The organism is Haloarcula amylolytica (assembly GCF_049705545.1).
Taxonomy (GTDB): domain Archaea; phylum Halobacteriota; class Halobacteria; order Halobacteriales; family Haloarculaceae; genus Haloarcula; species Haloarcula amylolytica_B.
The window spans coordinates 3,124,463-3,143,562 of record NZ_JBNAMU010000001.1 but is presented as its reverse complement, the minus strand read 5'-3'; the positions used below and the strand labels follow the sequence as shown (position 1 = coordinate 3,143,562).

Below are 19,100 nucleotides of genomic sequence, written 5' to 3'. Positions count from 1 at the left end.
ACGCGAAAAGGGGCGGCTCTGTAGTCCCCGTTACTCGGGGACGGTCGCAACCGTCGTAATCGCGCGCGGACTACCTGGTCGGGACTGCTGAATGTGGTGCTCGAACTCCTCGAACCCGGCCTCAGTGAACATCCGGTCGGCCTCTTCCTCGTCGTAAAACAGCATGATGGCGTCGGCCATCTTCTGGAAGACAGTCGAGTTCGGGTAGTCGGGACCGACGATAAGGACCTTGCCGCCGGGTTTGGTCAGTCGTCGGCATTCAGCAAGGGCGTCGACGGGGTTTGGCCAGTACTCGATGGACCCGGAGGACCACACTGCGTCGAAGGTGTCGTCTTTGAACGGGAGTCGCTCGGCGTCGCCGAGATGGTAGTGCACGTCGCCGAACTTGCCGAACTTCTCGAAGGCTTTCGAGAGCTGGTGGGGGCTCTGGTCGAGCCCGTACACCGTATCGACGTGTTCGAGCAGTCCTTCGGTGGCGAAGCCGGTGCCACAGCCGACATCGAGGACCATGTCGTCGGGCGAGAGGTCGAGCATCGCGATCGCCTCGTCGCGCATCCGTTCGTCCCAGATGAAGGGGTTGATCTGGTCGTACACCTTCGAGAGATACTTGTAGAACGTCCGCGCGCGGGCTTTGTTCTCGAGGACTCCCATTACTGCCAGCTTAGGACTTGGCGGTCATAATTCCCCGGATTTTGCCCTGTCTGTCACACGGGGAAACTTCGCAACTACCAAATAGCCGCTCTGGCAACGCTCACGTGATTAGAGAATGCCACGGCCAGAAGTTCTCGACAGGATACAGGAGGCCGAGCAGGAGGCCGACGAGATCGTCGCAGAGGCCGAACAAGACCGCGAGGACCGCATCGCGGAGGCTCGCGAGGAGGCCGAGGAAATCCGCGAATCTGCGCGGGAAGAGGCCGAGGCGGCCGCCGAGGACCGTCTTGAGACGGCTCGCGAAGAGATCGAGGCCGAGCGCGAGCAGATCATCGAAGAGGGTGAGAGCGCTCGCGACGACCTCGAACAGCAGGCCAGTGAACAGATCGACGGGGTAGTCGAATACGTCACAGACCTGTTTGAGGAGGCGGTGCATGCTCAGACCTGAGAAGATGTGCCGCGTCTCGGTGACGGGGTCGAAACGCGCGATGGAGCAGACTATCGAGGGCGTCCACGACCTCGATATGCTCCACGTCACCGAGTATGACGGCTCCTGGGACGGCTTCGAACCCGGGAACTCACTCGACGGAACCAACGAGGTATCGGACAAGCTCGTCACGGTTCGTTCGCTGCAGTCCATTCTGGACGTCAGCGAGGAAGACGCCGGTCCGACTCGCGTCGTCACTGACGAGGCAATCGAAGAGCAACTCGACGAAGTTCGCAGGGCGGTCAACGAACTCGACGACCGGCGCGACGATGTACGCGATGACCTCCGGGCCGTCGAGGACCGGATCAACACGATGGCGCCGTTCGTCACGCTGGGCATCGATCTCGACCTGCTCCGTGGCTACGACTCGCTGTCCGTCGTCGTCGGCGAGGGTGACAGCGACGAGATCGAATCCGTCCTCGAAGACAGTGGCATCGGGACGTTCGAGCTGTTCACCGAGGACGGCGTCGTCGCCGTGTTCGCACAGGCCGAGGAAGACGCCCTGCAGGACGCGCTCGTCGGGGCGACGTTCTCCCGGCTCGAAGTCCCGGAGGGCGACGGCGACCCGACGGCGTATCTCGAAGAGCTGGAACACGAGAAACAACAGCTCGAATCGAAGCTCTCGACCGTTGAGGACGAACTCAACGAGCTTCGCCTCGACCACGCTGGGTTCCTGCTCGCGGCCGAGGAGAAACTGGCTATCGAGGCCCAGAAGGGCGAAGCGCCGCTCACCTTCGCAACGACGGAGAACGCCTTCATCGCCGAGGGCTGGATTCCGAACGAGCGGTACGAGGAGTTCGAGCGGGCCCTCTCGAGTGCTGTCGGCGATGCTGTCGACATCGACAGGATCGAAATCGCCGAGTACGACAGCGATGGGCACGCGGAGTCTCACGAAGAAGTCGAGCGCGAAGGCGGCAACGGCGGCGAATCGGTCGGCAGTTCCGTCGACGCGCCCGAACCGGAGAGCGAGCGCCAACCGCAGGAGACCGTCGCTGACGGCGGCGTCATCACCATGGGTGACGACGCGCCGCCCGTCATTCAGGACAACCCGAGCGGCGTCCGTCCCTTCGAGGACCTCGTCGAGGTCGTCAACCGGCCGAAGTACGGCGAGTTCGACCCGACGGTCGCCTTTTTCCTGACGTTCCCGGCCTTCTTCGGGTTCATGATCGGTGACCTCGGGTACGGGCTGCTGTACCTGGCGCTGGGCTATGGACTGTACTCGAAAGTCGACAGCGACGTGATCAAAAGCCTCGGCGGCGTCGCCATGTGGGCCGGTGGGTTCACCGCGCTGTTCGGTGTGCTGTACGGCGAAGTCTTTGGACTGCACCAACTCGGGGAAATCGTCTGGGGCGGCCATCCGCCGATGCACAAGGGGCTCCAGCCGGCCTACTCCGACTACGCGCTGGCCTGGCTGACGATAAGCCTGCTCGCCGGAACGGCTCACCTCGCCGCGGGCTGGATATTCGACTTCGTCGAGAACCTGAGCCACAGCCTCTGGGACGCAATCACCGAGAGCGGGTCCTGGCTGCTGATGATGTTCGGTCTGTGGGCGTGGGTGTTCTCCGGTGCGAACGGCGCGGCACCTGACTTCCTCTACACCGCTGAGGCAGGCGTCTTCGCCGGGAACCCGTACGCGTGGGGTTTCGCGGGACTGCCAGCCATCAACCTCTTCACGATTCCGGGACTGGGTGCGCCGTTCTCGGCGTGGCTCGTCCTGTTCTTCGCCGGTCTCGTGTTGTTGGCACTCGCCGACCCAATCGAAGTCGTCGAGTTCCTCAACGTGCTGGTGAACGTCCTGTCGTACACGCGACTGGCCGCCGTGCTGCTGGCCAAGGCAGGAATGGCCTTCGTGGTTAACCTGCTGTTCTTCGGGGCCTACGTCGACAGCAAGGGCGGTTGGCACTTCGGTATCGGTGGCATGCCGACGATACCCGAAGGCACGGACTCGGTGATGTACCACGGCTACGAGGTCACTAGCGTAACGTTCCCCGGCCTCGTCCACTCCGGCATCGCCGCTGCGCTGGTCGGCGTCCTCATCCTGGTCATCGGCCACCTGCTCGTGCTGGTGCTGGGTATCACCAGCGCCGGCCTCCAGGCCGTTCGTCTCGAGTACGTGGAGTTCTTCGGGAAGTTCTTCGAGGGCGGCGGGAAGCAGTACAACCCGTTCGGCTACGAGCGCAACTACACGACCGAAGACTGAGCGCGCGCTTCCGTTCTCCCCGGACTGATACTGGTTCTTTTCCGCCGGTTCCGACCACTTCGACGAGCCTGGCGACTGCTACACGGTCACATCCGACATCATCTGAGCCCCCTAAACCGCCCGAACAGCACGCTGACGAACCGTTTTGGGAAGCTTTATGAACTACGTGGATTCACATACGCCTGTTCGGACACGAGCAATTCCAGAGACTACACATCCATGATCGAAACCATCGCACTCCTTGTCAACGCAGTACTGCAGGAAGGTACCGCCAGTGCTCCAGCTATTCCGGCTTCAGCCGGCGCAGCGCTCGCAGTCGGACTCGCCGCGCTCGGCTCGGGGTATGCGGAACGTGGGATCGGGGCCGCCGCAGTCGGCGCAATCGCAGAGGACGAGAGCATGTTCGGCCGCGGGCTCATCCTGACAGTCCTGCCGGAAACGCTCGTCATTCTCGCGCTTGTCGTCGTCTTCGTCGTCTAACAACACTCCGTCTTTTCCAATAATGAGCCTTCAAACAGTCGTAGAGGATATCCGCGACGAGGCCCGCGCGCGTGCTCAGGAGATTAGCGACGAGGCCGACGAACGTGCCGAGGAGATTATCGCCGACGCCGAGGCCGACGCCGAGCAGATCCACGAGGAACGTGAGGCCGAGGTCGAGCGGACCATCGAGCAGGAGCGGGAGCAGCGACTCTCCTCCGCGAAGCTCGAGGCCAAACAGGCTCGACTCAACGCCCGGCGTGACATCCTCGAAGACGTTCGCGGCGACGTCGAGGACGCGCTTGCGGCCCTCGAAGGGGACAGACGAGAGGAACTGACACGCGCACTGCTTGATGCCGCTGTCGATGAATTCGAAGACAGCGACGAGCTGTCGGTATACGGCCGTGCGTCGGACCAGTCGCTTCTCGAGGATGTACTCGATGACTACGACAGCGCGACGTACGCCGGTGAGCGGGACTGCCTCGGCGGCGTCGTTGTCGAGAGCAGCGAGTCACGAGTCCGTGTGAACAACACGTTCGATTCCATCCTGGAGGACGTCTGGGAGGACAACCTGAAAGCAATCAGCGACCGCCTGTTCGAAGACCAATGAGTTCGCGAACGGGAACGAGCGGCCAGGGAAGCAACTACGAGTACGTCATCGCACGAGTACGGGCCCGTAGCGCGGCGCTGTTCGACGATGACGACTACCGGAAGCTGGTCCGCATGGGGACGGGCGAAATCGCCCGCTTCATGGAGGAAACGGAGTACGAGACCGAAATGAACGCGCTCGGCTCCCGGTACGACGGCGTCGACCTCGTCGAGTACGCGCTGAACCGCAACCTCGCGAAACACTTCGACGACCTGCTTCGCTGGTCCGAGGGGGCGCTGTACGACTACATTGCTCGCTACCTGCGGAAGTTCGACGTGTGGAACGTCAAGACCGTTATCCGCGGGCTTTACTCGGATGCAGAGCGGACCGAGGTCGAGGACGACCTCATCCGCGCCGGCGAGTTCAGCGACCGACGTATCGAGGACCTGCTGAACGCCGGCTCTATCGAGGAGGTCGTCGAGCAGCTCGACGACACTATCTTCGGTGACACGATGGCCGAAGCGTTCGACGTGTACGAGGAAAGCGGCGTCCTCGTGCCACTGGAGAACGCGCTCGACCACGCCTTCTACGATACGCTGCTGTCGGGGCTCCCGGACAATCCGGAGGTCGACAGCCCGACCGGGCTGTACGTCGAGTTCCTGGAGACGGAAGTCGACTTCCGTAACCTCCGGAACGCGCTCCGGCTGGCCCACAGTGGCGCGGACATCGACCCCTCGGAGTACTTCATAGAGGGCGGAAAGCTGTTCGACGCACAGGAAGTCGCACAGCTGTCGACGAACCTCGACCAGCTGGTCAGCGCCGTCCGCGAGAGCAAGTACGGCGACGACCTCGACCAGGCGCTGTCGGCGCTTGAAGAGGCCGACAACCTCATCGACTTCGAGCGGGCGCTGGACGCGGCGCTGCTCGAATACGCCGACCGGCTCTCGAACCGCTATCCGCTGTCGGTCTGTCCGGTGTTGTCCTACGTCCTCGCCAAGGAGCGCGAGGTCGACAACATCCGGGCCATCGCCCGCGGTCGCGAGGCCGGACTCGGCCCCGACGAAATCGAACAGGAGCTGGTGATACTATGAGCCAGGAAATCGCTGTCATCGGGAGTCCGGAGTTCACGACGGGCTTTCGGCTGGCGGGCGTCCGCAAGTTCGCGGACGTACCTGCCGAGGAGAAAGACGAGCAGCTCGACGACGCCGTCGAGGAGATGCTCAACGACGACGACGTCGGCATCGTCGTGATGCACGACGACGACCTGTCGCATCTCTCACGCGGTGTCAGGCAGGACGCGGAGACCAGTGTCGAACCGGTGATGGTCACGCTCGGCGGTGGCACTGGGAGTGGCGGACTGCGTGAACAGATCAAGCGAGCCATCGGTATCGACCTGATGGACGAGGACTAACCATGAGTCAAGCAACAGACACAGACGTCCGCGAGGACGGCATTATCGAAAGCGTCTCGGGACCGGTCGTAACGGCTCGGGACCTCGACGCCCGGATGAACGACGTCGTCTACGTCGGTTCGGAAGGGCTGATGGGCGAGGTCATCGAGATCGAAGGAAACATCACCACGATTCAGGTGTACGAGGAGACCTCCGGTGTCTCCCCCGGCGAACCCGTCGAAGGGACGGGTTCGCCCCTCTCCGTGGACCTCGGGCCGGGTATGCTCGACGCCATCTACGACGGTGTCCAGCGCCCGCTCGACGTGCTCGAAGAGAAGATGGGGTCGGCGTTCCTCGACCGCGGTGTCGACGCGCCGGGTATCGACCTGGAGAAGACCTGGGAGTTCACTCCTGAAGTCGAGGAAGGCGACGAGGTCGAGGCCGGCGACATCGTCGGCACCGTCCCCGAGACGCCGAGTATCGACCACAAGGTGATGGTCCCGCCCGACTCCGAGGGTGGCGAGGTCGTCGCCATCGAATCGGGCAACTTCAACGTCGAAGAGACGGTCGTCGAACTGGACAGCGGCGAGGAGATCCAGATGCACCAGGAGTGGCCGGTGCGCCAGCAGCGACCGACCGTCGACAAGGAGACCCCGACGGAACCGCTCATCTCCGGCCAGCGCGTGCTCGACGGCCTGTTCCCGATTGCGAAGGGCGGAACGGCCGCCATTCCCGGTCCGTTCGGGTCCGGGAAGACGGTCACCCAGCATCAGCTCGCCAAGTGGGCCGACGCGGATATCGTCGTCTACGTCGGCTGTGGCGAGCGTGGCAACGAGATGACCGAGGTCATCGAGGACTTCCCGGAGCTGGAGGACCCGACCACCGGCAACGCGCTGATGGACCGGACCTGCCTCATCGCCAACACGTCGAACATGCCCGTCGCGGCACGCGAATCCTGCGTGTACACGGGGATCACCATCGCGGAGTACTTCCGCGACATGGGGTACGACGTGGCGCTGATGGCCGATTCCACCTCCCGGTGGGCCGAGGCCATGCGCGAAATCTCCTCCCGACTAGAGGAGATGCCGGGCGAGGAGGGGTACCCCGCGTACCTCTCCGCCCGCCTGAGCGAGTTCTACGAGCGTGCCGGGTACTTCGAGAACATCAACGGCACCGAGGGCTCCGTCTCAGTTATCGGGGCCGTCTCGCCACCTGGCGGGGACTTCTCCGAGCCGGTCACCCAGAACACGCTGCGTATCGTCAAGACGTTCTGGGCGCTGGACGCGGACCTGGCCGAACGCCGGCACTTCCCGTCGATCAACTGGAACGAGTCGTACTCGCTGTATCGCGACCAGCTCGACCCGTGGTTCGAGGAGAACGTCCGGGCCGACTGGCCGGAGACGCGCCAGTGGGCTATCGACACGCTGGACGAAGAAGCGGAACTGCAGGAGATTGTCCAGCTCGTCGGCAAGGACGCACTGCCCGAGGACCAGCAGCTGACGCTCGAGATCGCCCGCTATCTGCGCGAGGCGTGGCTCCAGCAGAACGCGTTCCACGACGTCGACACGTTCTGTGAACCCGAGAAGACCTACCGCATCATGGACGCCGCCAAGACGTACAACGATGCGGCCTTCGAGGCGCTCGATGCCGGTGTCCCCGTCGAGGAGATCACCGACATCGACGCCGCACCGCGGCTCAACCGCATCGGCGTGCAGGAAGATTGGGACGAGTACATCGACGAACTCGAAGACGACATCGAGTCACAGCTCAGGGAGCTGTACTAACAATGAAAGAGTATCAGACAATCACGGAGATCAGCGGACCGCTGGTGTTCGTCGAGACCGACGAACCGGTCGGCTACGACGACATCGTCGAAATCGAGCTCAGCGACGGCGAGACCCGCCGTGGCCAGGTGCTCGAATCCGCGAGCGACTACGTCGCCATCCAGGTGTTCGAGGGGACCGAGGGTATCGACCGCGACGCCTCGGTTCGCTTCCTCGGCGAGACGATGAAGATGCCCGTTACCGAGGACCTCCTCGGGCGGGTCATGGACGGGACCGGCCAGCCCATCGACGGCGGGCCCGAGATCGTTCCCGACGAGCGTCGCGACATCGTCGGCGAGGCGATCAACCCCTACTCCCGGGAGTACCCCGAGGAGTTCATCCAGACTGGCGTCTCGGCCATCGACGGCATGAACACGCTCGTCCGCGGCCAGAAGCTGCCGATCTTCTCCGCCTCCGGGCTGCCACACAACGACCTGGCGCTCCAGATCGCGCGACAGGCGACAGTGCCGGAAGAGGAGGAAGGCGAGGACGACGAGGGGTCCGAGTTCGCCGTCATCTTCGGCGCGATGGGTATCACGGCCGAAGAGGCGAACGAGTTCATGGACGACTTCGAGCGCACCGGCGCGCTGGAGCGCTCCGTCGTCTTCATGAACCTCGCGGACGACCCGGCCGTCGAGCGGACGATTACGCCGCGGCTGGCGCTGACCACTGCCGAGTACCTCGCCTTCGAGAAGGACTACCACGTCCTGGTCATCCTGACGGACATGACCAACTACTGCGAGGCGCTGCGCGAAATCGGTGCCGCGCGTGAGGAGGTCCCGGGCCGACGTGGCTACCCCGGATACATGTACACCGACCTGGCGCAACTGTACGAACGCGCCGGTCGAATTCAGGGCCGCGACGGCTCCGTGACTCAGATCCCGATCCTGACGATGCCGGGCGACGACGACACACACCCGATTCCTGACCTGACCGGGTACATTACCGAAGGCCAGATCTACATCGACCGCGACCTCAACAGCCAGGGCATCACGCCGCCGATCAACGTCCTGCCCAGCCTGTCACGGCTGATGGACGACGGTATCGGCGAGGGGCTGACCCGCGCTGACCACGCTGACGTGAAAGACCAGATCTTCGCCGCCTACGCGGAAGGTGAGGACCTGCGCGACCTCGTCAACATCGTCGGTCGCGAGGCGCTGTCGGAACTGGACAACAAGTACCTGGACTTCGCCGACCGCTTCGAGGAGGAGTTCGTCGATCAGGGGACCGACACGTCCCGCAGTATCGACGAGACGCTCGAACTCGGCTGGGACCTGCTCTCGATGCTCCCGAAGGATGCGCTGAACCGCATCGACGAGGACCTCATCGAGGAGCACTACCGCGAGGACGAGACCGCCGAAGCCGTCGAAGCCTGACGACACGGCTTACATTCTCCGGCGACCCGCTGTCTATACCATATATTTTGGGTACGCGACTGTTTAGCGTTGACCACCTACACTAGAATGCACTATGCCAGCACCAGGGAGCGAAGGAATATGGTTGTGGTTAGGTACAGCGGGCATGTTCCTCGGCATGCTATACTTCATCGCGCGCGGCTGGGGTGAAACCGACAGCCGGCGTCAGAAGTTCTACATCGCGACAATACTGATCACGGCAATCGCGTTCGTGAATTACCTCGCGATGGCGCTTGGATTCGGGTTGACAATCGTCGAGTTCGGCGGGTCGGAACACCCGATCTACTGGGCGCGATACACTGACTGGCTGTTCACGACGCCGTTGCTGTTGTACGACCTCGGACTGCTTGCCGGGGCAGACCGCAACACCATCGCCTCGCTCGTCAGCCTCGACGTGCTGATGATCGGTACCGGTGTGGTCGCGACGCTGAGCGCAGGGAGCGGCGTGCTGTCGGCCGGCGCGGAACGGCTGGTCTGGTGGGGTATCAGTACCGCCTTCCTGCTGGTCCTGCTGTACTTCCTGTTCAGTTCGCTGTCCGGTCGGGTCGCAGACCTGCCCAGTGACACGCGTAGCACCTTCAAGACGTTGCGGAACCTCGTGACCGTCGTGTGGTTGGTGTACCCGGTGTGGTGGCTCATCGGGACTGAGGGTCTCGGCCTCGTCGGTATCGGGATCGAGACGGCCGGCTTCATGGTCATCGACCTGACCGCCAAGGTCGGCTTCGGTATCATCCTGCTCCGGAGCCACGGCGTGCTCGACGGCGCGGCCGAGACGACCGGAACTGGCGCAACGCCTGCAGACGACTAACCGCTGCCGTTCGCCGACTTCGTTTTTTGGGTGTCAGTCCAGAAGCGGACCGAAATAACTGGAAACCGTTAACTGCCTACGTCGAAAAAGGACCCGTAATGGCTAAGGACGTCAAACCCACGCGCAAGAATCTGATGCAGATCGAGGACCGCATCGAGCTGTCCGAGCGTGGGCACGACACGCTGGAGAAGAAGCGTGACGGCCTCATCATGGAGTTCATGGACATTCTGGACCAGGCCCAGGACGTCCGTGAAGACCTCGACGATTCCTACGAGCGGGCCCAGCGCGCGATCAACATGGCCCGGGCGATGGAGGGCGACGTGGCCGTCCGTGGAGCCGCCGCAGCACTGAAAGAACACCCGGAACTGACGACCCAATCCAAGAACATCATGGGCGTCGTCGTCCCGCAGATCGAGTCCAGCAAGGTCCGGAAGTCCCTGGACGAACGCGGCTACGGCGTCATGGGGACCTCGGCCCGCATCGACGAGGCCGCCGAGGCATACGAGGAACTGCTCGAGAACATCATCCTCGCCGCTGAGGTCGAGACGGCGATGAAGAAGATGCTCGAAGAGATCGAGACGACGAAACGTCGTGTCAACGCCCTCGAATTCAAACTCCTGCCCGACCTCTACGACAACCAGGAGTACATCGAGCAGAAGCTCGAAGAGCAGGAGCGCGAGGAGATCTTCCGCATGAAGAAGATCAAAGCCAAGAAGGAAGAGGAAGAGGAGGCGCTCGCGGCCGAAGAAGAATCGGAAGAAGAGCCCGAAGCGGTCACTGCTGACGACTGAACAGGGAGCCCGTCCTGACCGGTATCGTTTTTGCGCTTTCCCGTTCGTGGTTGAGTATGTCCTGTCCCGACTGCGGCGGTGACCTCGTTTCGTTCCCAGTCCCAGACGATCTCCAGCAGCTTCTCCCCGGGAACGCACCGGGGGCCAGCGTCTGTCAGTCCTGTTTAGCTCTCCAACCGGAACCGGAGCCTCCCTCGGCTATTCCGGACTTCAAGGATCTCGACGACGCGATTCCGGATGACAAGGGAGCAGCGGTCCCACTGGTGTTGCTCGTCGGGCTGCTCGATTCGCTCGCGATGCACCGGGCGGAGATCACCGCGCTGCTGGAGCGAATCGAGCGCGAGGGCGTCGACCCGCTACTGGTGTTGGACCGCCTGGACGCCAGCTACGGGGAGGCGGCCCACATCGACCTCGGTCGTCGCCGTCGGCAACTCGAACAGCTGTTGTGAGTGGGCAGCCCGACCGTTCCCCGAGCCGTGACAGACGGGTCTACCGTAGCTCGTTTCGGTGGAACTGGTCGTTACGCTGTTTTCGTCAGAGAAGTACATAGAGACAAGAGAACGACCGACGCCCGTTAGACACCAGTCGAGTAGCGCAGCAGGCCGGCGACGCCGCCGAAAGCGGTCAGCAGCTGTTCGCCCTTCTCGAAGTCTGTCGAAATGAACACCGTCTCGGTGCCGCGCTGGTCGGCCAGTTCCATCAGATGGTCGATAGCGTCTTCGCGCTCGCCGTCCTCGGCGTCGACGGTGGCCCCACAGCGGGAGCACTCGTGGTCGTCAGTCCCGGCGTTGCTGTTGATGAGTTCGTACTCGTCGTGGCCGTTCTCGCAGGTGTAGGCGACCACGTCTTTCCGGAGGTCCTCGGAGATAAGCAGCTGTTCGACCGCACCCATGTTGAGGTTCTGACGTGTCTGGTCGAACCCGTAGGTGGCCTTGTCCCCGTTGTGGAGCTGCTTGAAGAAGTCCTCCATGAGCTCCTTGTCCCGGAGCATCTCGTGTTCGGCCAGCACCTCGTCGGCCGCGTCCACGAGGTCGTACAGCCCTGACTCGTCAGTGTACGCCACGTCGAACTTCCCGAGCACCATGTCCTGCAGTTCGTGGTGGAGGTAGTCGCCGTCGAGGAACTCGTCTTTCGTCGGTGAGGGGCCGCCGACGAGAATCCCGTCTATCTCGTGTCTGTCGGCGACGAACAGGTCGTTGGCCATGCCGGCGACCTCCTGATAGAAGTTGTCGATGGCTTCCAACCGAAGGCGGGCGAAACGCTGGGCGGACTGACCACCTTTGCGCTGCTTGCCCGGCACCAGCGAGGAGGCGGACTTGACGGGTTCGACTCGTTTACCCTTCAGCCAGCCGACGTTGGCCTCGCGCCGGTCGAGCACGATGAGGCCGAACAGCCCTTTGTCGGCCAGCATGTGCTCCAGCGGCTCGGTGAGGAACTCCGAGTCACAGTGGTAGCGGAACGACTCGATGGGGTCCGGCGGGGATTCGAGTACTTTGGTCACCATATCGGTCCGGCCGCCCCCAGTGTCGAACGCTCCTGAGAACACGACAAGTCCGTTTTCCGGCGGTCGCACGTCGTAGTATCGGAGTCGGTCCTTGATCGAAGTGAGCGCGTCCTGCACCGCCGTCCGGGTGTCCTTCGATTTGATGTTCGAAGCTTCGGAGTGCTCCTGGGTGACGTGGGCGACGACGTCGCTGATCAGCTTGTCCTCGGGGACGTAGATAGAGACGAGTTGGGTTCCCGAGCCCTGGTACCCCTTGAGTTCCTCTATGACCTTCCGGAACTCGTATTTCTGCTTGTCAGATTGTTCCTGTTCCTGCTGCTCGCTCATTACTCTATGTTGGCCGAGGTGGCGTAAGAACCTGTTGACAGCCGTGCGATTCGAGCGAAGCGAGAATCGCAGGAGGAGTGAGCGGCGAATGAAATGAGCCGCGAGCAGCGAAAGCCTGAGTGAAACGAAGGGTTTCGGATCAATCGAGCGGCGAAGCCGCGAGAAGCGAAGGGCGCGCGAAGCGCGACCTTCGGATGAGCGAGCGGGGAGGGACGACCCGCGAACAGCGAGGGGCGCGAACGAAGTGAGCGGTCCTCGTGCCGGAACTGCGAAAGCGTGACATCGATCCGGCTGGTGTGACAAGCGCTCGATTTGATTGGCCGTGGAACTGACTATTCTGGGCGTAGCCTGGCCCTTCGCGGTCTGACAAATGACAGTCGGGTTTATATGACTGCCTGCATTGTACCCAAGCAATCAGACTATGGCGGGGTATGTGTGTACGATTGCGGGCGGCAAAGGCGGCGTCGGAAAGACGACGACCGCGGTAAACCTCGGGGCCGTCCTTCAGGAGATGGACTACGACGTCGCCGTCGTCGACGCAGATCTGGGCATGGCGAACCTCGGTTCGATGCTCTCTGTGGAGCCGGAAAAGAGCCTCCACGAGATTCTGGCTGGCGAGGCTGCCGTGAGTGAGGCCCTGACTGACGCGCCGGGCGGCCTCACGGTGATCCCGGGCGAACAGTCGCTGGAGGCGTTCGCCGACGCTGACCCCGCAAAGCTCAGGAAAGTCATCAAGACGCTCCGAAACGCCTACGACGTGGTGCTGATCGACACCGGGGCTGGACTGAGCCACGAGGTCGCCGTGCCGCTGGGGCTGGCCGACGGTATCGTCCTCGTCACGACCCCCGATGACGTTGCGGTGGGCGATACAGTCAAAACAGCCCAGCTAGCGGACCGAATCGACGGGGCCGTTCTCGGCGCGATCATCAACCGTGCGACCCGCCACACTGATGTCGCGTCCATCGCCGAGCAGATGGAGTTCCCGCTGCTTGCGGTCATCCCGGACGACCCGCAGGCGACGACCGAGGAGCCGCTCGTGCTCAACGCCCCCCAGAGTACGGCTGCTGACGCCTATCAGCGACTGTCCGAGGCGCTGGAAGGCGTGTTCTTCCACGGCGAAAGCCCCGAAGCGGATATCGAGACGATACTCGACGACGAGTGGTTCCTCGACGAGACCGAGGGCACCTCCGATGTCGACGACGACGAGGACTCCGGCGGTGTCTTCGGTCTGTTTAACTGATTTTCACTCCCGTCGCCGGTTCGCTCGGTCACACTGTCTCGGTCTCATCGTGCCAACTCATTCCGGGAGCGGTGGCCACAGGGTCGCGACCGTTTCCTGAATGAGCTGGGTCTGTGCCCGGCGCAGTCGCTCGGAGAGCGACGACGCAGAGATGTCCAGTTCTTGCGCCACGGCGTCCAGCGATGTGCGCCGCGGAATCTCGAAATACCCCAACTCGTACGCCGTCCGCAGCGCTTCCAGTTGCCTGTCAGTGAGTCCGTTACCGGGCGACTTCGGCTCCGCATCCCGAGTCAGCCGCTCCAGTCTGAACTCCGCGTTCCGCTGCCAGAACGAGGAAAACTCGGTGAACGCCGCTCGGTCGGCGAACCAGCCCATTTGCTCCCACCCGTCTGTGGTCACGGTTATCCGTTCGATGATGGCGTCTGCCGCGGCGAGTGCTTCGAGCCCGTCGAGGTCGTCGATTTGGCCACCGAGTTGCTCCTCGAAGCTCAGCGCCGGCACTGCCTGATACCGTTGGGAGTCGCCGGCCGTCCCGATTCGCGTCCACTCCTGTATGTCGTAGGCATCAGTGAATGCCCGCTCGATGGCCTGCTCGGACCCGCCCGTCACGGTAGCGAGGAACCGCGGGCGGCGGCCATGGTTGTACTGCAGGGAGAGGGTAATCGACGCTTCGGGGACCGCATCCGCGACCGACACGAGCGGCAGCGCTTCACAGCCGATCTGAAATTCTGCGACGAGCCCCATACGGCATCGCTCTCTGCCGACGCTGAAGCGCCTGTCGAAACAGAGCGTCGGCGTGGCTGCCGTCCTCGTTTCGCCCCTTACTTAAACGGCCCAACCACTGAGAGAACGGCTTAGCCCGACTGCGCTCGACCGTACTGTTGTATGCAGCCGACACAGTCCGTAGATGAGATTGAATTCGAGTTCGAGCGCTACGGCGACGGCCAGCCACTTCTCCTCCTACACGGCGGGATGGCTCCCACGGAGTACTGGAACCCAGTCATCGCACAGTTCGAGGAATACGGCGCTGTCGTCCCGCAGCGCCCGGGGTTCGGGACCTGTCTCGACTCCCCGGCGGAAACAAACGCCGACGAGGTGCTGGATCGTGAGGTCCGATATGTCCGGGCGCTTGCCGACGCTGTCGACGGCGACCCGATCCTGTTCGGGCACTCGTACGGCGCGCTAACCGCCATCGAGGCTGCGACGGATACACCGGTCGAGGCGGTCATCGCGTACGAACCGGCGGTGCTTCCCGCCGAGTATCGGGCGGACGCTGACCTCGCCGACCGCATGGCGTCGCTCATACGGGACGGGGAGCGCGAGGAAGCGGTGAAACGCTACGTCGAACAGGTCCTCCACCCCGACGGTATCGACGACCTCGACGCCTGGCTGGCGGAGTGGCCCGTCTGGCCCGACTGCGTGGACCTCGCCGAGGAGGTCGTCCGGATGAACCGATCCGTCGAACAGTACCGGCTCCCCGACCGGCTCGATGTCGACGCACCGACTCTCGTTCTGTCCGGCACCGGCGGGCCGGACTTCCTCCGACAGAGTGCCCGGGACGTTCACGACGCACTCCCCCACAGCCGATTCGTCGAGTTTGATGGCGTCAGCCACAGCGGCCCCGCCGAGGCACCTCGCCTGGTCGCAGCGGAAGTCGACGCGTTCCTGCAGAAATAGGCCGGCTCGACGGATTTTTCCCAGCAATCGCCCCTCTAACCGGATTCCCGACGCGGACCGCGTCTACATCGAGGTCGGCGCTTCGATGCCCAGCGCGTCGAGGGCGTTCGCAATCGTGGTCCGGGTCCCGTCGACGAGGGCCAGCCGTGCGGCGCGGGTCTCGTCGTCGGCGTCGAGAACCGGACACTCCCGGTAGAAAGCGTTGAACGTTTCGGCGAGGTCGCGGGTGTAGGTGGCGACGGTGTGAGGCGTCAGGTCGTCCGCGGCCGCCTCGATGACGGCGGGGAACCGGGCCAGTTCGCGGAGCAGGTCCCGCTCTTCCGGTTCCGACAGCGGGTCGAGGTCGGGTTCGGCTGGGATGTCGGCCTCCACGTCGCCGAGGATGCCACAGCAGCGCGCGTGGACGTACTGGACGTAGGGGGCGGACTGTGCCTCGAAGTCCAGCGCGCGGTCCCACTCGAAGGTGATGCCCTTCGTCGGCTGCTTCGAGACGATGTCGTAGCGCACCGCGCCGATACCGACCTGTCGGGCGATGCGGTCGATGTCGTCCTCGTCGAGGTCGCCGCGGGTCCGGTCGTCCAGTCGGGACTCGACCTCTTCGCGCGCGCGGTCGAGAGCCTCATCCAGCAGGTCGTCCAGGTCGATGCCGGTCCCTTCGCGCGTGCTCATCCCGCCTTCGGGGAGGTTCACCCAGGAGTAAAACACCTGCCGGAGCTGGTCGGTGTCGTTGTCGAGCAGTTCCAGCGCCGCCGAGAGCTGGTCGGCCTGCAGCTTGTGGTCTTCGCCCAGCACCGTGACGGCGCGGTCGTAGGTGTCGAACTTCCACTCGTGGTGGGCCAGATCCCGTGTGGTGTACAGCGAGGTGCCGTCGGAGCGCAGGAACACGAGGTTCTTTTCGAAGTCGGGCAGGTCGAGCTGCCAGGCGTCCTCCTCGTAGACGGCGCAGTCGAGGTCCTTCAGCCGGTCGACCAGGTCGTCCGTGTCGCCGTTGCGCATGAACCGCGTCTCCTTGACGAACTCGTCGAACTCGGCCGGAAGGCGGCCGAGCGTGCTCTGCATCCCGCCCAGCACGGTGTCGACGACTTCGGCGACGCGCTCGTAGGTCTCCTCGTCGCCGTCTTCGAGGCCCTGCAGAATCGACTGGACCTCGGCCTCCGCCGCTTCGACCTCCTCCGGGTCGCCCTCTTCGAGGACGGTATTGCCTTTGCGGTAGTACCGGACCATCTCGTACTCCGGGGACTCCCGTTCGGGTTCGGGGAGGTCATCCTCGTCGAAGGTCTCGTAGGCCCAGGTGAACACGGCGATCTGGCGGCCCGCGTCGTTGACGTAGTAGTGGCGGTCGACGTCGTAGCCGGCGTAATCGAGCACGCGGGCGACGGCGTCGCCGATGATAGGGTTGCGCGCTCGTCCGACGTGGACCGGGCCGGTCGGGTTCGCGGAGGTGTGCTCGACAACGACGCTGGTGTCGCGGTCGGGGAGCCGCCCGAACGAGCCGTCTGTGACGGATTCGAGCGTCTCGGCGAAGTACGCCTCGCTCGGGAGGAAGTTGACGTACGGCCCCTGTGTCGTCACGTCGCTGACGTAGGTGAGGTCGTCGGCGTGGATCGCCCCGGCGATGTCACCGGCGACGTTCGGCGGCGCGGTACCGACCTCGCCGGCCAGCCGGAAGGCGACGCTCGACGCTAACACGGCGTCGACGTCCTCCGGCGGCTCCTCGATACCGAGGTCCTCGGCCGGCAGGTCGAGGGCTGTGAGTGCGTCGGCGAGGGCGTCCTCGACCTCCGCACGGAGCTGCAGGAACATACGCTCGGCTTTCGCGGCGGGGAGTAAATGGGTAACGAAACCCCGACCATGTTAGACGGACTCCTGTACGTCAGATTCACATCGACCGCCGCTAGTCGGGCGGTCGCCGAGAGAAACAGGGACAGCAGTCCGTATCAGGTCAGCAGCCGCGGCCCGAACACCATCAACAGGAGGCCGCTGATCATTGACACCGTAATCGCGATTGAGACGGCCGTCGTCACCCGCCGCCCGTCCGAGACGGGGAGCCGCGAAACGAACGACTCGGTCGCGGCCCGGAGGATGTGGCCGCCGTCGAGCGGGAACGTCGGGATGAGGTTGAACTGGCCAATGACGAGGTTGATCCAGCCGGCCCAGAACAGGACGTTCGCGAGCAGGAACACCGGCGTCGTTCCGAGCGCCCCGAGCGGGCCCTGGACGGTGTAGAAGTTCGTCGCGATGCCGGTGAAGCCGGCGAAGTTGTAGCCGAACCCGCCGGCGACGCCGATGAAGGGGAGCAAGAGGGTGCTAAAAATCCGCTGGGCGAACGAGAACTCGGAGACTGACGTGGGTTCGTCCGGGGACCCGCCGATGAATTCGAGGAACGCAGCCGCGGGGTAGGCGTCGATACCGAAGTCGCTGACCTGGATGCCGCTGATACCCTGCTGGATGCTGACGCCGATGATTCCGTTGTCGACCTGCTCGCTCTCGGCCATCGTCACCTCGTAGGTTTCGCGTGCACCGTCGACATAGCCGGTGATCGACACCCGGTCACCGGGTTCGCCGCCCTCAAGCGCCTGCATCAGCGCCGTCCCGCTGTGCGTTCGCTCCCCGTTGACCTCGGTGATTATCATGCCTTCGCCGCTCGGTGCCCCTTCCCCGGCGAGCGGGCCGTCCTCGGCGACCAGGACGTATGCGCCGAGCGGGGTCGTGACCGTCTCCCCGGACTCAGTTTCGACTGTCGCAACGGGATGGTTTCGAGCCGCCTGTTCGAACTCACTGCTGGTAGCCACGGCAGTCCCGTTGACAGAGACAATCGTCTCACCGGTTCCAAGCGGCGCGCTCTGGAGGGCCGCCGAGACGACGACGGACCGCTCGACGGTGACTGTTTCGGCATCCTTACGGGCCACTTCGACAGTCTGTGCGTCGCTTTCGGCGAGCACCGATTCGAGTTCCTGCTGGTTCTCGACCGACTGGCCGTTGACCGCCGTAATAACATCGCCTGACTCGATACCCGCATCAGCGGCGGGGGTTCCGTTGATCGGGCTCCCGACTGGCACGCCGTCGACGACGGCGATAGCGCCGGCGACCGGCCCGAACAGCAACAGGAGCGTGATGATCGCGAGCGCGAAGTTGTTGGTCACGCCGGCCGTGTACATTCGGGCCTGTGCGCCGCGATCAGAGCGCAGGAGTTCGTTTTCGTCGGGTTCGACGAACGCGCCGATGGGGATGATCGCCAGCAAGGCCAGCCCCATCGACTCGATGTCGATGTCCTCGACGCGACAGAAGAGCCCGTGGCCGCCCTCGTGGACGACGAGGCCGAGCAACAACCCGAGCACGATCTCGGGTGCGACCGACAGCGGGAGGAAGTCGTTAACGCCGGGGATCGCCAGCGCGTTCCGCGGTTCGTTCAGTGCGGAGGGCTGTGGGTTGACGAGTGCCTGGTAGGCCCCGAGCGCGACGAGGAGGAAGGAGCCGACCATCACCACGAGTCCGAACCCGACGCCGAGGTTCCCCCAGGCCCGCCAGAACCGCTTTGGCCGTGCGAGCCAGTCGAGCACGGCCTTGCCCTTCTGCGTGTGGATCGTCGTAATCGGGCCGCTAAAACGGATATAATCGGGGACAACGCCGCGGGTCCGTAGCGCCATCGCGAGGAGGGTGTAAGCGACAAGGCCCGCAAGGACCCACGTCAGCGTACTCACCATTTACCCGAAACTAGGTT

18 protein-coding genes are annotated in these 19,100 nt (G+C 63.8%); 13 read left to right on the top strand and 5 right to left on the bottom strand.

What is annotated here, in order from left to right:
• Positions 1-30: 30 nt before the first annotated feature.
• Positions 31-651, bottom strand: a complete 621-nt coding sequence (locus ACOZ4H_RS16460) for a methyltransferase domain-containing protein (protein ID WP_424330290.1) — start codon at positions 649-651, stop codon at positions 31-33.
• A gap of 115 nt (positions 652-766) precedes the next feature.
• Between ACOZ4H_RS16460 and ahaH the strand changes: the two genes are divergently transcribed.
• The 11 genes from ahaH to ACOZ4H_RS16405 all read left to right on the top strand — a co-directional run bounded on the left by ahaH (position 767) and on the right by ACOZ4H_RS16405 (position 11,080).
• Complete coding sequence (gene ahaH, locus ACOZ4H_RS16455; protein WP_424330289.1) at positions 767-1,099, top strand: ATP synthase archaeal subunit H; 333 nt, start codon at positions 767-769, stop codon at positions 1,097-1,099.
• Complete coding sequence (locus tag ACOZ4H_RS16450; RefSeq protein WP_424330288.1) at positions 1,086-3,338, top strand: V-type ATP synthase subunit I; 2,253 nt, start codon at positions 1,086-1,088, stop codon at positions 3,336-3,338. The genes ahaH and ACOZ4H_RS16450 overlap by 14 nt, the downstream gene beginning before the upstream one ends.
• 219 nt (positions 3,339-3,557) lie before the next feature.
• Positions 3,558-3,818 carry a F0F1 ATP synthase subunit C gene (locus tag ACOZ4H_RS16445; protein ID WP_004518385.1) on the top strand — a complete coding sequence of 87 codons (261 nt, stop codon included), beginning with the start codon at positions 3,558-3,560 and terminating at the stop codon, positions 3,816-3,818.
• 22 nt (positions 3,819-3,840) lie between these two features.
• A complete protein-coding gene (locus ACOZ4H_RS16440; RefSeq protein WP_424330287.1) occupies positions 3,841-4,425 on the top strand; it encodes a V-type ATP synthase subunit E in 585 nt (194 codons plus the stop codon).
• A complete protein-coding gene (locus tag ACOZ4H_RS16435) occupies positions 4,422-5,495 on the top strand; it encodes a V-type ATP synthase subunit C (RefSeq protein WP_424330286.1) in 1,074 nt (357 codons plus the stop codon). The genes ACOZ4H_RS16440 and ACOZ4H_RS16435 overlap by 4 nt, the downstream gene beginning before the upstream one ends.
• Positions 5,492-5,815: a V-type ATP synthase subunit F gene (locus ACOZ4H_RS16430; protein WP_336337582.1), complete on the top strand. Its 324-nt coding sequence runs from the start codon at positions 5,492-5,494 to the stop codon at positions 5,813-5,815. Before ACOZ4H_RS16435 ends, ACOZ4H_RS16430 begins: the two co-directional genes overlap by 4 nt.
• A gap of 2 nt (positions 5,816-5,817) precedes the next feature.
• Positions 5,818-7,578 carry an ATP synthase subunit A gene (locus ACOZ4H_RS16425; protein WP_424330285.1) on the top strand — a complete coding sequence of 587 codons (1,761 nt, stop codon included), beginning with the start codon at positions 5,818-5,820 and terminating at the stop codon, positions 7,576-7,578.
• Between the two features lie 2 nt (positions 7,579-7,580).
• Complete coding sequence (locus ACOZ4H_RS16420) at positions 7,581-8,993, top strand: ATP synthase subunit B (RefSeq protein WP_424330284.1); 1,413 nt, start codon at positions 7,581-7,583, stop codon at positions 8,991-8,993.
• A 94-nt stretch (positions 8,994-9,087) separates the two neighbouring features.
• Positions 9,088-9,840, top strand: coding sequence for a bacteriorhodopsin (locus ACOZ4H_RS16415; protein ID WP_424330283.1), 753 nt, complete (start codon positions 9,088-9,090; stop codon positions 9,838-9,840).
• A 98-nt stretch (positions 9,841-9,938) separates the two neighbouring features.
• Positions 9,939-10,631, top strand: coding sequence for a V-type ATP synthase subunit D (locus ACOZ4H_RS16410; RefSeq protein WP_424330282.1), 693 nt, complete (start codon positions 9,939-9,941; stop codon positions 10,629-10,631).
• A gap of 56 nt (positions 10,632-10,687) precedes the next feature.
• Positions 10,688-11,080, top strand: a complete 393-nt coding sequence (locus ACOZ4H_RS16405; RefSeq protein WP_424330281.1) for a DUF6276 family protein — start codon at positions 10,688-10,690, stop codon at positions 11,078-11,080.
• A gap of 125 nt (positions 11,081-11,205) precedes the next feature.
• Here the strand turns inward: ACOZ4H_RS16405 and prf1 are convergent, their stop codons facing one another.
• Positions 11,206-12,462: a peptide chain release factor aRF-1 gene (gene prf1, locus ACOZ4H_RS16400; protein ID WP_424330280.1), complete on the bottom strand. Its 1,257-nt coding sequence runs from the start codon at positions 12,460-12,462 to the stop codon at positions 11,206-11,208.
• A gap of 421 nt (positions 12,463-12,883) precedes the next feature.
• Here prf1 and ACOZ4H_RS16395 point away from each other — a divergent pair, with 421 nt between their 5' ends.
• Positions 12,884-13,702 (top strand): MinD/ParA family ATP-binding protein, encoded by an 819-nt coding sequence (locus ACOZ4H_RS16395; RefSeq protein WP_424330279.1) that lies wholly within the window; start codon positions 12,884-12,886, stop codon positions 13,700-13,702.
• A 57-nt stretch (positions 13,703-13,759) separates the two neighbouring features.
• Here ACOZ4H_RS16395 and ACOZ4H_RS16390 read toward each other — a convergent pair whose 3' ends face one another.
• Positions 13,760-14,446: a helix-turn-helix domain-containing protein gene (locus ACOZ4H_RS16390; RefSeq protein WP_424330278.1), complete on the bottom strand. Its 687-nt coding sequence runs from the start codon at positions 14,444-14,446 to the stop codon at positions 13,760-13,762.
• A gap of 141 nt (positions 14,447-14,587) precedes the next feature.
• On the opposite strand from ACOZ4H_RS16390, the gene ACOZ4H_RS16385 reads away from it, so the two are divergent.
• Positions 14,588-15,379 carry an alpha/beta fold hydrolase gene (locus ACOZ4H_RS16385; protein WP_424330277.1) on the top strand — a complete coding sequence of 264 codons (792 nt, stop codon included), beginning with the start codon at positions 14,588-14,590 and terminating at the stop codon, positions 15,377-15,379.
• 63 nt (positions 15,380-15,442) lie between these two features.
• On the opposite strand, the gene argS is transcribed toward ACOZ4H_RS16385, so the two are convergent.
• Both argS and ACOZ4H_RS16375 read right to left on the bottom strand, forming a co-directional pair.
• Positions 15,443-17,182 carry an arginine--tRNA ligase gene (gene argS, locus ACOZ4H_RS16380; RefSeq protein WP_424330276.1) on the bottom strand — a complete coding sequence of 580 codons (1,740 nt, stop codon included), beginning with the start codon at positions 17,180-17,182 and terminating at the stop codon, positions 15,443-15,445.
• A 134-nt stretch (positions 17,183-17,316) separates the two neighbouring features.
• Positions 17,317-19,083: a site-2 protease family protein gene (locus ACOZ4H_RS16375; protein ID WP_424330275.1), complete on the bottom strand. Its 1,767-nt coding sequence runs from the start codon at positions 19,081-19,083 to the stop codon at positions 17,317-17,319.
• Positions 19,084-19,100: the final 17 nt, after the last annotated feature.